This window comes from Parvularcula oceani (assembly GCF_000733125.1).
Classification (GTDB): Bacteria; Pseudomonadota; Alphaproteobacteria; order Caulobacterales; family Parvularculaceae; genus Parvularcula; species Parvularcula oceani.
Genome location: NZ_JPHU01000006.1, coordinates 82,881 through 95,923, shown reverse-complemented (window position 1 = coordinate 95,923; position 13,043 = coordinate 82,881). Strand labels below are relative to the sequence as shown.

Below are 13,043 nucleotides of genomic sequence, written 5' to 3'. Positions count from 1 at the left end.
TTCAGCGGCGCAGCACCGCCATTGCGTCATCCAGCCCTTCGAGTGTGAGGGGGAACATCCGGTCGTCGATCAGCTCCCGCGTCATCTGGATCGAGGGCGTGTAGCTCCAGCGATCCTTCGGGATCGGGTTGAGCCAGATCGTGCGCGCATAGATGTCCGTCAGCCGCTGCATCCACAGCGCCCCCGGCTCCTCGTTCAGATATTCGACCGAGCCGCCGGGCATGGTGATCTCATAGGGGCTCATCGAGGCGTCGCCGACGAAGATGACGACATAATCCGAGCCGTAAGTGTGCAGCACGTCCCAGGTCTGGGTCCTGTCGTTCCAGCGCCGCGCATTGTCCTTCCACACATAATCGTAGAGGAAATTGTGGAAGTAGAAGAATTCGAGGTGCTTGAACTCCGCCCGCGCCGCCGAGAACAGCTCTTCGCATAGGCGGATATAGGGGTCCATCGAGCCGCCGATATCGAAGAAGAGCAGCACCTTGATGGTGTTGCGCCGCTCTGGCCGCATCTTCACGTCGAGATAGCCCGAGCGGGCCGTGCCCTTGATCGTGCCGTCGAGGTCGAACTCGTCCGGCGCGCCTTCGCGGGCGAAGCGGCGCAGCTTGCGCAGGGCGAGCTTGATGTTCCGCGTGCCGAGCGCGACGTCGTCCGACAGGTTCCTGAACTCGCGCTTCTCCCAGACCTTCACCGCGCGCTTGTTGCGCGACTGCCCGCCGATGCGGACGCCTTCGGGGTGGTAGCCGGAATTGCCGAAGGGCGAGGTGCCGCCCGTGCCGATCCATTTCGATCCGCCCTGATGGCGCTCCTTCTGCTCCTTGAGGCGCTCTTCGAGCGTCTTCATGAGCTCGTCCCAGCCGCCGAGCTTCTCGATCTCGGCCTTCTCCTCTTCGGAGAGGTATTTCTGCGTCATCGCCCGCAGCCAGTCCTCGGGCAGCTCGGTCTCGCCGACAACGCCCTCGGCAAGGCTCTCAATGCCCTTGAAGACCTCCGCGAAGACGCGGTCGAAGCGGTCGATGTGGCGCTCGTCCTTCACCAGGGCCGAACGCGAGAGATAGTAGAAATGCTCGACCTTCATGTCGGCGAGGTCGGCCTTCATCGCTTCGAGCAGGGTGAGGTATTCGCGCAGCGAGACGGGCACTTCTGCGGCTTTGAGGTCGAGGAGGAAGCGCGTGAACATGCTGCCCCCTTAGCGCGCCGGGACCGATCTTGCACCCAGGGCCGGGTTCAGGCTCGTCCAGGCGAGGAGCGCCATGACCAGCGCCACGCCCGCGCCCAGGAGGAAGGGGCCGTGCGGCGTCAGCTCGTAGAGCGTGAAGGCGATGACCGGCGCGACGATGAAGCCCGACGCGCCCGCCGCCGTGGCGAGGCCCGCCGCGCCGCCTTGCTCCTCCGGCGTCACGCTGAGCGATGCGGCCGCGTTGAAGGCGGGCATGCTCATGCCGAGGCCGAGCCCAGCGAAGACGAGGCCTGCCAGGATCAGGGGCAGGGTGCCGCCGAGCACGACCCCGACATAGCCGACGGCGCAGAGCAGGGGGGCGGTGCGCATCATGCCGCGCGGGGTGGGGCGCAGGCGCCGCACGAGGACGAGCTGGGCGAAGAGCGAAGCAGCCGACATCGTCATCAGCGCCGTTCCCACGCTGGCAAGAGCATGGTCCTCGGCCAGGTCGAGCGTGTCGAGCAGATAGAAGCCCAGGACCTGGAGCGGCACGGCGTTGAGGATGCCCGACAAGAGGCCGTAGAGCAGCACGATGCGCAGCCGCTCGTCGAGCGCGCCCAGCTTGACCGCCGAGCGCCGCCGCTCCGCGGGGGGCGTCGCTTCGGGCAGGAGCCGCCAGATCAGGACGAAGGCCACCGCCCCGACCACTGCGACGAGGATCAGAGGGACGAGCGCGCCGACGAGAGCGCCGACCGCGCCGATCCCGGGCCCCGCAACCGCGCCGAGGCCATAGGCGGCCGCGTAGTTCGACATGGCCGAGGTGCGCTCTGCGGGGCTGCTGCGGTCCGCGATATAGGCCTGCGAGGCGGCGGGCCCCGCGCTGCCGAACGCGCCGTGCACGCATCGCGCGGCGGTCATCAGCGCGAAGGCGCCGAGCACGGACAGGGCGCCGGACATCGCGATGCCGATCGCGGCCGTCAGGGCCAGCATGGCGAGAACGAAGGCGCCGACCCCGATCAGCGCCACCGGACGGCGGCCCAGCCGGTCGCTGAGGCGCCCCCAGCGCGGGCTCGTCAGCACCCAGAATGCGGCCGAAACGGTGAAGATCAGGCCGACCTGCATCTCCGACATGCCGATATCGCGCGCGATCGGCGGCAGGATCGCGAAGAGCACGGTCTGGCCGAGCCCGAGGCAGAAGGCCGTGAGCAGCAAGACGCCGATGCCGAGCCGGCGCCTGAGCGGCGGTGTCGGCGAACGCTCGAAGTCCGGCTGCCGTCCGCCGCGCCGAAGGGGCGCGGATGGCGCCGCTGCGAGCGTGCGCGAAGTCTGGGGGTCAGGATGTTCCACAGGCGCGTGTAACCGATGCCGAAGGAGGCTCAACTTCTTTGTGCACGGCAGCATGACCGAAGCCAATGACGCCCAGCGCGCAGGCGCGATGGGGCCGGAGGCCGGATGCATGGGTGCGGCTTGCCCAAGAAGCGCCGGAGCCTGCATACCGGCACCGCGCCGCAACCGCCGCTCAGGAACGCGAGGACGTCGATGTCGCACAATCTATCTTGTCGCAAATCATGTGACGGTCCCGACCGCCCCGGTTCCGCCGCGTGAGCGAAGCCGCACCCGCAGAGCCCACGCGCACGCTCGTCCTGATGGGTCCCTCCGGCGCCGGCAAGAGCACGGTCGGCGCGCGCGCGGCGAAGCTCGCCCGCGTCCCGTTCTTCGAGGGCGACGCCTACCATCCGCCGAGCAACGTCGAGAAGATCCGCAGCGGCGGCTCTCTCAGCAACGAGGACCGCATGCCCTGGATCGCCGCCATCGGCCGCGGCATCGCCGAGGCCGCGCCGCCCAAGGCCCTCTTGGCCTGCTCCGCGCTCAATCAGGACATCCGCGATGCCCTGAAAGCTGCGTTGCCCGGCCCCTGCGCCTTCGCGCTCCTGGTCGTGCCGGCCGACGAGCTCCGCCGGCGCCTCGAAGCGCGCAAGGACCATTTCGCGGGACCGGCTCTCCTGGAAAGCCAGATCGCCGCGATGGACGACGCCGTCGGCGTCGTGCGGCTCGACGGGACGCAGCCCATCGGCCGGGTCGCCCATTCCGCGGCGCAGCTCGTGAAGACCCTCTGAGGCGCGACTGCGGGCGGGCCATGCGCTTCTGCGCCTCGTGCTCTAGAACCGGAACCGAAGCCAAGATCGAACAAGGAGACGCCATGTCCGCCCGAACGCTGCTCGGCCTTCTCGCCCTTCTTCCCGCCGCCGCGACGGCGCAGACCGCTCCCCAGAGCGGCGACGAGGAAAAGGACTACCGCCGCTTCACGGCCGAGCACGTCTTCGACCTCGAATATGCGGACGATCCGCAGGTGTCTCCCGATGGCAAGACCATCGTCTATGTCCGCCGCTCCATGGACCGGCGCAGCGACCAGGTCCGCGGCGACCTCTGGATCTACGACCTCGAAACCGATGCGCACCGCCCGCTCGTCACCGGCGGCGCCTCGGCGGGATCGCCGCGCTGGTCCCCGGATGGCAGCCGCCTCCTCTACACGACCGCTTCGGGCGGCAAGCCCGAGCTGCGCGTCCTCTACATGGATAGCGGGGAGAGCTTCGTTCTCTCCCAGCTCGAAGAGGCGCCCCGCGGGCCGGTCTGGTCGCCGGACGGCAGCACCATCGCCTTCACCATGTTCACGCCCGGCGAGACGCCCTCCTTCGCCAAGAGCACGGTGAAAGCGCCCGAGGGCGCCGAATGGTCGGAAGCGGTGCGGGTCTTCGACGACATCACCTTCCGCTTCGACGGCCAGGGCTATCTCAGCGAGGGCGCGGACCACGTCTACACGGTGCCCGCCGAAGGCGGCTCGCCGCGCCAGATCACGCAAGGCGAAGCCGATTTCGGCGGCGCGGCCTGGCTCGGCGACGAGACGCTGCTCGTCGTGGGCAACGAAGCGGAAGACCGCGACCTCGATCCGATCGAGAACGAGATCTATGCCGTCTCCCTCTCCGATCTCGAACGCCGCGCGCTGACCGATCGCGACGGCCCCGACGCCATGCCGAAAGTGTCGCCGGACGGGCGCCGGATCGCCTATGTCGGCTATGACGACGAGCGGCTCTCCTATCAGCAGACGGAGCTTTACGTCATGGACGCCGATGGCGGCGAGCCGAAGCTGCTGACGGACGGGCTCGACCGTTCTGTCGGCGATTTCGCCTGGTCGCCCGACGGCCGCAGCCTCATCGTGCAGGTCGAGGATGCGGGCGACATCACGCTGCGGCAGGTCGGCCTGTCGGGCCGGATGCAGACCCTCGGCGGCGGCCTGGGCGGCACGTCGATTGGACGGCCCTATGCCTCGGCGTCCTTCTCCGTCGGGGGCAGCGGCGGAGACCGGGTCATCGCCTATACCGCGACGGGGCCGCATCGGCCCGCCGACATCGCCGTCCTCGAAGACGGCGAGAGCCGCTTCCTCACCGATCTCAACGCCGATGTCCTGTCCTATCTCGACCTCGCCGAGATCGAGGAGATCAAGGTGCCCTCCTCCTTCGACCGCCGGGAGATCGAGGCATGGGTCGCCCTGCCGCCCGGCTTCGAGGCGGACGGCTCCCACCCGCTGATCCTGGAAATCCATGGCGGCCCCTTCGCCATGTACGGCCCCTATTTCTCCGCCGAGATGCAGCGCTATGCGGCGGAGGGCTATGTCACCGTCTATGTGAACCCGCGCGGCTCGACGGGCTATGGCGAAGAGTTCGCGCAGCTCATCGACCTGAACTATCCGGGCGAGGACTATGACGACCTGATGAGCGTCGTCACCTATCTGGTCGAGCGGGACTATGCCGATCCCGAACGCCTCTTCGTCACCGGCGGTTCGGGCGGCGGCATCCTGACGGCTTGGATCGTCGGCATGACCGACCGGTTCCAGGCCGCGGCCTCGGTCAAGCCGGTCATCAACTGGATGACCATGGCGCTGGCCGCGGACATCGCCCCTTACGTGAAGCGGCACTGGATCCGCGCCGAGCCGTGGACGGACCCCGACGCCTTTCTCGACCGCTCGCCCATCATGCTGATCGAGAACGTGACGACGCCGACGCTCGTCATGGTCGGCGAGGAAGACTGGCGCACGCCGACATGGGAGGCCGAGCAGTTCTACACCGCGCTGCAGCTCGCGGGCGTCGAGACGGCGCTGATCCGCGTGCCGGGCTCCTCGCACAGCATCGCCAGCCGGCCGAGCCGCCTGATCGCCAAGACGGACAACATCATGGGCTGGTTCGCCGCCCATGATGCCGCGAAGGCGAATAAAGAAGAGGACGCGGCGCAGGGCGACTGAGCCGCCTTGCGCCGCGCGTGCTCGGGCGGCAGGGTCTTTTGCAATGCAACATCGCGGAAATCCGGCCGGGTTTCCTTCCCGCGGAGACGCCATGTTCGGCCTCGCTGACCTGATCGCCAGCCTCCATGTCGAGCAGCTGGACAAGCTCCTCTTCCGCGGCACCTCGCTGCCGCTCGACCTGCCCCGCGTCTTCGGCGGGCAGGTCCTGGCCCAGGCGCTCAACAGCGCCGTGCGCACGGTCGAGCCGAACCGGCTGCCGCACTCCCTGCATGCCTATTTCCTGCGCCCGGGAAACGCGGATCGCCCGATCATCTACGAGGTCGACCCGATCCGCGACGGGGGCAGCTTCTCCACGCGCCGCGTCGTGGCGCGCCAGAACGGCGAGGCGATCTTCAATACCGCCGTGTCCTTCCACAAGCGCGAGCAGGGCCTCGACCATCAAATGGACCTGCCCGACGGCATCCCCGAGCCGCAGACGCTGGAACCGGACATCGACCGCGCCGAGTCGGCGCTCAGGGACAATCCTGACGCGCCGCGCCCCTTCTTCCTGCCCAAAACGGTGATCGATGTGCGGTCGGTCTCCTCGAGCCAGCCGGGCGACACCGCCCCCAAGCCGCCCGAGCAGGGCTTCTGGTTCCGCTTCGCCCGCGGCGTGGGAGAGGACCCGGTCACCCACCAGACGCTGCTCGCCTATATTTCCGACTATCGCCTGATGGGCACGGGTCTGCGCCCGCACGGCATGGATTTCTCGACCCGGAGGATCCTCGGCGCCAGTCTCGACCATGCCATGTGGTTCCACGGCGATGTGCGCGTGGACGGGTGGATCTTCCACTCGATGGACAGCCCGCGCGCCGCCCGCGCCCGCAATTTCAATCGCGGCAGCTTCTACGACAAGAACGGCACCCTCATCGCCTCCTGCGCGCAGGAAGGGCTGGTCCGCCTGCTCGACTGAGCGGCGTTTTCCACAGCCTTTCCGGAATGGCCGCTTTTCCACACAACCTTGTGGAAAAGCGGCATCCGCCTACTGGTCGCTATAGCCGCGGTTGAAGCTGTCCGCCTTCGACGCGGCGTCGATGACCCGAACGGTGCCGGACTTCGACCGCATGACGATGGTCTGCGTGAAGACCTTCTCGCCGCGCCACTTCACGCCCTTCAGCATGGTGCCGTCGGTCACGCCGGTGGCCGCGAACATGACGTCGCCGGACGCCATGTCCAGAAGGTCGTATTTGCGGTCGAGGTCCTTGATACCCCATTTCTCCGCGCGGGCCCGCTCGTCGTCATTGCGAAAGACGAGCCGCCCCTGCATCTGACCGCCGACGCAGCGCAGCGCCGCCGCGGCGAGAACGCCCTCGGGCGCGCCGCCGGTGCCGATATAGAGGTCGATGCCCGACTCCTCCGGGTTCGTCGTGTGGAAGACGCCGGCCACGTCGCCATCGGGGATCATCGTCACCCGGGCGCCGACCTTGCGGCAGCCTTCGACGATATAGTCGTGGCGCGGACGGTCCAGGACGCAGACGGTGATCTCGCTCGGATCGACGCCTTTGGCCTTGGCGAGCGAGCGGATATTGTCCTCTGCGGATGCGTCGAGGTCGATGACGCCCTTGGGAAAGCCGGGACCGCAGGCGATCTTGTCCATATAAACGTCCGGCGCATTGAGCAGCGAGCCGCCCGTCGCCATGGCGACCACGGCGAGGGCGTTGGACATCGCCTTGGCCGTCAGCGTGGTGCCCTCGAGCGGGTCGAGCGCGATATCGATCTTCGGCCCGCCCTTGCCGACCTTCTCGCCGATATAGAGCATCGGCGCCTCGTCGCGCTCGCCCTCCCCGATCACGATGGTGCCGTCGATGTCGAGCTTGTTGAAGGCTGCGCGCAGGGCGGTCACCGCGGCCTGGTCGGCGGCTTCCTTGTCGCCGTGCCCAATCTTGGTGCTGGCCGCCACGGCCGCCGCCTCGGTGCAGCGCCCGAGCTCGATGGTCAGGATGCGGTCGAGATATTCCTGATGCTGTTCGGCCATGGAGGAGTCCTAGAAGTAAGAAGCGTCGGCGATGGGGAATGCAGAGAACGCGCCTGCGACCGGGCGCGCTTCCGACAGCGCGCTGCGGGCCTTGGCGAAGGTCGCCGCGCGGCAGGGATGGGTGGTGATGACCAGGCTGACCGTGCCGTCCTCTTCGGCCCGCTGCGAGACGCGCTCGACGCTGACGCCGTGCTCGCCGAGCGTGGTGGCGACGCTGGCGAGCGCGCCCGGCTCGTCATGCAGCGGAATGCGCAGGTAATAGGCGTTGACGAGATCCGCCGCGCCGCTCGCATCGAGGCTCTGGAGCCGTTCCGCCGGACTGGCGAAGACGGGGCCCGTCGCGCCCTTGGCGACGGTGACGAGGTCGGCTGCGACCGCCGCCGCCGTGGCCATGTCCCCTGCCCCGGGCCCGGTGAAGCCCACGCGGCCGACCGAATCGGCATCGATGATGAAGACGTTCTCCGGCCCCTGCGCGCGCGCCAGCGGGCTCGTCTCGGCGATCAGCGCCGGACACACCCGAAGCGCCATGCGCTCGCCGACAATGGTTGCCGTCGCGAGGAGCTTCACGCCCATGCCGAGGCGCCTGGCCTCTTCGAGGTCCTGCGACGTGACCGCTTCGATCCCGGTGGTCTCGATATCGTCCAGCGACACCTCGCTGTCGAAGGCCAGCGTGGCCAGGATGGCGAGCTTGTGCGCCGCGTCGATGCCACCGACATCGAAGCTCGGATCGGCTTCGGCATAACCAAGGCGCTGCGCCTCGGCGAGCACGTCGGCGAAGGGCGCGCCGGTGCTGCCCATCTCGCTCAGGATGAAATTGCAGGTGCCGTTGAGAATGCCCGCGATCGTCTCGACCGAGCAGGCGGCGAGGCCGTCGCGCAGGCCTCGGATGACCGGCGTGCCCGCGCCGACGGCGGCTTCGTAGCGCAGCGCGGCGCCGTTCGCCTCGGCGATGCGGGCGAGCTCTCCGCCATGAAGCGCGATCAGCGCCTTGTTGGCCGTCACCACCGCCTTGCCCGCTTCGAGCGCTGCCTTCACCGCATCATAGGCCGGACCGTCCGCACCGCCCATCAGCTCGACGAAGACGTCCGCATTCGCATCGCGGGCCATCTCGACCGGATCGTCGAACCAGCGATATTGCTCGACCGGCACGGCCCGCTCGGCATTACGGTTGCGCGCGCTCACGCCCGTCACCTCGAAGCCCACTCCCTGACGGCCGAGACGGCGGTCGTCCTGCAGCAGGCGGAGGAGGCCGCAGCCGACGGTCCCGAGGCCGGCGATACTCAAGCGAAGATCCTGCACGGGTCCCACCCTCTTCTAACGCGTCGGAACCGGGTCTAACGGGGCGGAAGAGGATTGGCCACGCCTGATGCCCGCGAAAGGCTCAAGGCAGCTGCAGAGGCTCCTGCGCGTCGATCAGGGCCCGGTCGCGGGCCACCGCCGCGCGCAGAGCTGCCGCTTCGGCTTCGAGCGCGGAGAGGTCGTCGTCCTGCGCCGCCTCGTCCTGGAGGCCCCGCAGCTCGGCGGCCCGCTCGTCCAGAACGGCTTCCTGCGCCTCGATCTCCGCCGTCAGGGCGGGCGCGTTCTCGGGGGCCGGGACATCGGAGAGGTCGGGAAAGCCGGACCGCCGCCCCTGCGAGACTTCCCGGTCGATGCGCGCCTCGATTTCGGCGTTGCGCTGCGCCGAGACCGGCGAGGCATCGGGCGGCGTGTCGCTCGCGCAGCCCGCCAGAAGGAGCACGATGAAAGCGCTGCGGAAAATTGACATTGATCCTCGCGGGTGCGCCGCACTCTACTGTAAGGGCCGAAACGGACCATAGGGGGTGCGGCACGCTCCCGACAAGGAGGCCGGGACGATGAGCGACGCGCCCAAAAAGCCCGACGAGACGGCGCCCAGACGCAAGGCGCCCGCGCGCAAGACCGCTGCCCGTAAGTCGGCAGGCACGAAGGCGGCTGCCCCGAAAAGCACCGCGAAGAAGACCGCGCGCAAATCGGCGGACAAGGCCGAGGCGCCTGCGAAGAAAGCCGCCGCCCCATCGCCGAAGACCGCGGCGAAGCCGGAGGCGGCGCGGGCGGACGCGTCCGAGGCCGGTACGGCCGCTTCCGCGCCGAAGGCGGAGGCCGGCGCCCAGGAGCGCTTCCTGCAGGGGGACATGGCCCGCTTCGCCGAATACATGACCGAGGTGAATCTCAAGGCGCAGGACCTGATGAAGGACATGGCGAGCCGCTCCGCGCAGCGCAGCGTCCGCCCCTCCGAGCCGACGCCCGACCCCTTCAACGTCTCCGAGGCGGCAAGGGACGTCGCCACCGCCCTCGCCTCCGACCCCGCCCGGATGATGAAGCTCCAGATGAACCTCTGGAGCGACTATACCCGCCTGTTCACCGGCATGGCCGAGAAGATGTCCGGCGGCAGATCCGAGCCCGTGGCCGCCCCCGCGCCGACCGACAAGCGGTTCAGCCACGCAGCCTGGGAGGAGAACCCGACGCTCGACTTCGTCAAGCAGTCCTACCTCCTGATGGCGCGCTGGGTGAACGCGGCCATCGACGAGGCGCCCCATGTCGACGAGGCGACGCGCAAGCGCGCCCATTTCCACGCGGACCAGTTCCTCGCCGCCCTGTCGCCGACCAATGTCCCGGCGCTGAACCCCGAGGTCTACGAAGAGACGATCGAGACCCAGGGCGCCAACTGGCTCGCGGGGATGAAGAACTTCGTCGAGGACCTCGAACGGGGCCATGGCGAGCTCGCCATCCGCCAGGCCGATCTCGACTATTTTCGCGTCGGCGAGAACGTCGCGACCACGCCGGGCAAGGTCGTCTACCAGAACGACCTCATGCAGCTGATCCAGTATTCGCCGACCACGGAGGAAGTGGCCGAGCGGCCGCTGGTGATCTTCCCGCCCTGGATCAACAAGTTCTATATCCTCGATCTCCAGCCCGAGAACTCCTTCATCAAGTGGGCAGTCGATCAGGGCCGGACCGTCTTCGTCGTCTCCTGGGTCAATCCGGGGCCGGCGCTCAGGGACAAGTCCTTCCCCGACTATATGCGCGAAGGCGTGTTCGAGGCGCTGGAGGCGGCCGAACGCGCGACCGGCGTGCGATCCTTCGACACGATCGGCTACTGCATCGGCGGCACTCTGCTGGCCGTCACTCTCGCCTATATGGCGAAGCACGGCGACGAGCGGATCAACACCGCCACCTTCTTCACGGCGCAGACGGATTTTTCGGAGGCGGGCGACCTGCGCGTCTTCATCGACGACCGGCAGCTCGCCGCGCTCGAAAAGCAGATCGACGCCTCTGGCGGCGTCCTCGAAGGCTCGGCCATGGCGCGCACCTTCAACATGCTGAGGCCCAACGACCTGATCTGGCAGGCCTTCGTCGACAATTACTACAAGGGCAAGGAAGCCAAGAAGTTCGACCTCCTCTACTGGAATTCGGACGCCACGCGCATGACCAAGGCGTGCCACCTCTATTACCTGCGCAACTTCTATCGCGACAACGCGCTGTCGCGGGGAGACCTGAACGTCGAGGGCACGCCCATCGCGCTTCAGAACGTCAAGATCCCGGTCTTCATGCAGGCCGGCGAGAAGGACCACATCGCCCCACCCCGCTCGATCTACAAATCCGCCCGCCTCTTCGGCGGCGAGGCCCGCTTCATGCTGGCGGGATCAGGCCATATCGCCGGCGTCGTGAACCCGCCTGCGCGCAAGAAGTACCACTATCGCACCAATGACGAACTGCCCGAGACCATGGAGGCATGGTGCGAAGGCTCGGACCTGCACGAGCATTCCTGGTGGCCGTACTGGGACCGCTGGCTGCGCGAGCGTTCGCCGGGAACGGTGCCGGCGCGCCAGCCGGGTGATGGTGACCTCCCGGTCCTCGAAGAGGCGCCCGGCTCCTATGTGAAGGTGCGCTCGGACTGAAGGGCTGGCTGTGGCAGCGGCAACACACGGATTTAACGATCCGTTCATGATTGTGACCGCACGGTGAGTCTCGTAGGGCAAATTATCGGGGCCGGGGCGGAGCGAGATGTCCGAGACCGCATCGAAGACGAGAGAGCTACTTGAAAAGCTGGCAAGCACGCAGCACAGGCGCAGCCTGACGGCAGACCGGATCTTCCGGCAATTGCGGCAGGAAGAAGAGCAGCAGCGTCAGGAACGCATCGCCAAGAGAGGCTAGGCTGCCTCTTCGGTGATCCTTCCGAAGACCCGCTCGATCCGCTCGGCATTGGCGCCGACATCCGAGCGCCCCACTCTCGATTTGGACCGCATGTCGATCAGCGTCGCGATCCCGTGCGCGCCGCGCAGGCGCAGGACGACATCGTCGCGGAATCCGAACCAGCTCGTGGTGGCCACGGCCTCGATCCGCCCTTCGCGCGGGTCCGCCGCGACGATCCGCATCCCTTCCGCCCGCAGCGCCTCGATGACCAGCGGGTAGACTTCCTGATACGGACGTTCGATCACCAGCGGCCGGATCTGCGGATAGGCCTCGAGCTGCGCCTCCGTCTGCGAACGGTCATATTCCGGCGGATTGGCCGCCCCTTCGCGCAGGGGCAGGACCGCGACGAAGGCCGGCGGGTTCACCGTATCCGTGGTGATATCGTGGATCGGCGGCACGGTGGCCGCCTTGGCGCGCAGCAGGATCGGCCCGGCCGCCATGCCGAAGGCCAGAAGACAGACGCAGAAGCTCGCCGCGGCCGGAAGGAGCGCCCGCTTGAGCAGCATCAGGACGAAGGAGACCAGCGCCGCGACGCCGGCGACCAGCAGCACCGGAACCAGCCAGCCAAGCTGCGAGAACAGCGCCCCGAACCCGATCAGGTCGTAGCGCACGCCCACCGACATGCCGCCATAGATCAGCACCGGCACGAGGGCGAGGAGCACCAGGACGAGCGCCGCCGCACGCATGGCTCAGCGGCTCCCGCGGCTGGGTGTCGGATAGGTCATCGGCTCGGCCCCTCGATCCGTCATTGCGGGCAGAGCCTAGCCTGCTGCGCCCGCAGCGTCTCGCCTCGCCCGCAGCGCCGCGTCATCGCGCCGCTGCGCCGAGCGGAAACCGCTCGATCTCGGCATAAGGGCCGCCGCCGCCCGGACGGGCGCTGAAAAGCGAGAAGGCGTCCGCCTGGAAGCGGAGAGGCCCCGCATAGACATGCTCCGACAGCCAGCGCGCCACCTCGCGCGGCTTCACGCGCCGCATTCGGGCCAGCGTGACGTGCGGCGCGAAGACCCGGGTTTCCGGTTCGAGCCCGATGTCCCGGCAGGCCCGCTCCACCGAAGACTGGAGCGCCGAAAGCGCGGGCGTCGTCCGCAGCCTCAGATGCAGCGAGCGCGGCGCATCGCCACCGAAGGCGCCGAAAGCATCCGCCTCGATCTCCACCGGCTCGGCCGATACGGCATGCAGAGCCCGGAGCAGCGCTTCGGCCCGGGGCGGCTCCACCTCCCCGACGAAGCGCAGCGTCGCATGATAGTCCGCAGGATCGACCCAGCGCGCCTCCCGCAGGCCTCCGCGCGACAGCGCCAGCGCCTGACGCACCCCGTCCGGCAGCCCTATTCCGACGAAGAGACGCGGCATGACGTTCGAGC

At 68.2% G+C, this 13,043-nt stretch carries 12 protein-coding genes; 5 read left to right on the top strand and 7 right to left on the bottom strand.

Annotated elements, in window-relative coordinates; all coding sequences use genetic code 11:
- Position 1: 1 nt before the first annotated feature.
- On the bottom strand, positions 2 to 1,180 hold the full coding sequence (locus IE88_RS0108350) for a vWA domain-containing protein (protein ID WP_031552901.1): 1,179 nt from the start codon (positions 1,178 to 1,180) through the stop codon (positions 2 to 4).
- Between the two features lie 9 nt (positions 1,181 to 1,189).
- Entirely contained in the window at positions 1,190 to 2,560 is a 1,371-nt protein-coding gene (locus IE88_RS0108345) for an MFS transporter (RefSeq protein ID WP_337588811.1), read from the bottom strand.
- Positions 2,561 to 2,760: 200 nt separating this feature from the next.
- Between IE88_RS0108345 and IE88_RS0108340 the strand changes: the two genes are divergently transcribed.
- The 3 genes from IE88_RS0108340 to IE88_RS0108330 all read left to right on the top strand — a co-directional run bounded on the left by IE88_RS0108340 (position 2,761) and on the right by IE88_RS0108330 (position 6,408).
- The gene (locus tag IE88_RS0108340) at positions 2,761 to 3,276 is read left to right on the top strand and encodes a gluconokinase (protein WP_156032503.1); all 516 of its coding nucleotides are present in this window, start codon (positions 2,761 to 2,763) and stop codon (positions 3,274 to 3,276) included.
- An 83-nt stretch (positions 3,277 to 3,359) separates the two neighbouring features.
- Positions 3,360 to 5,456: an alpha/beta hydrolase family protein gene (locus IE88_RS0108335; RefSeq protein ID WP_031552893.1), complete on the top strand. Its 2,097-nt coding sequence runs from the start codon at positions 3,360 to 3,362 to the stop codon at positions 5,454 to 5,456.
- Positions 5,457 to 5,547: 91 nt separating this feature from the next.
- Positions 5,548 to 6,408, top strand: a complete 861-nt coding sequence (locus IE88_RS0108330) for an acyl-CoA thioesterase (protein ID WP_031552890.1) — start codon at positions 5,548 to 5,550, stop codon at positions 6,406 to 6,408.
- Between the two features lie 69 nt (positions 6,409 to 6,477).
- Here IE88_RS0108330 and glpX read toward each other — a convergent pair whose 3' ends face one another.
- The 3 genes from glpX to IE88_RS0108315 form a co-directional block, all read right to left on the bottom strand.
- A complete protein-coding gene (gene glpX, locus IE88_RS0108325) occupies positions 6,478 to 7,470 on the bottom strand; it encodes a class II fructose-bisphosphatase (protein ID WP_036766907.1) in 993 nt (330 codons plus the stop codon).
- A gap of 9 nt (positions 7,471 to 7,479) precedes the next feature.
- Complete coding sequence (locus tag IE88_RS0108320; protein WP_162178321.1) at positions 7,480 to 8,754, bottom strand: homoserine dehydrogenase; 1,275 nt, start codon at positions 8,752 to 8,754, stop codon at positions 7,480 to 7,482.
- Positions 8,755 to 8,851: 97 nt separating this feature from the next.
- Positions 8,852 to 9,235, bottom strand: coding sequence for a hypothetical protein (locus tag IE88_RS0108315; protein WP_031552884.1), 384 nt, complete (start codon positions 9,233 to 9,235; stop codon positions 8,852 to 8,854).
- Positions 9,236 to 9,323: 88 nt separating this feature from the next.
- Here IE88_RS0108315 and phaC point away from each other — a divergent pair, with 88 nt between their 5' ends.
- On the top strand, positions 9,324 to 11,387 hold the full coding sequence (phaC, locus tag IE88_RS0108310; protein ID WP_081871540.1) for a class I poly(R)-hydroxyalkanoic acid synthase: 2,064 nt from the start codon (positions 9,324 to 9,326) through the stop codon (positions 11,385 to 11,387).
- A gap of 106 nt (positions 11,388 to 11,493) precedes the next feature.
- A complete protein-coding gene (locus tag IE88_RS18135) occupies positions 11,494 to 11,643 on the top strand; it encodes a hypothetical protein (protein ID WP_156032499.1) in 150 nt (49 codons plus the stop codon).
- On the opposite strand, the gene IE88_RS0108300 is transcribed toward IE88_RS18135, so the two are convergent.
- Positions 11,640 to 12,368, bottom strand: coding sequence for a DUF1499 domain-containing protein (locus IE88_RS0108300; RefSeq protein ID WP_036766905.1), 729 nt, complete (start codon positions 12,366 to 12,368; stop codon positions 11,640 to 11,642). The genes IE88_RS18135 and IE88_RS0108300 overlap by 4 nt on opposite strands.
- 121 nt (positions 12,369 to 12,489) lie before the next feature.
- Positions 12,490 to 13,032 carry an RNA 2',3'-cyclic phosphodiesterase gene (thpR, locus tag IE88_RS0108295; RefSeq protein ID WP_031552878.1) on the bottom strand — a complete coding sequence of 181 codons (543 nt, stop codon included), beginning with the start codon at positions 13,030 to 13,032 and terminating at the stop codon, positions 12,490 to 12,492.
- Positions 13,033 to 13,043: the final 11 nt, after the last annotated feature.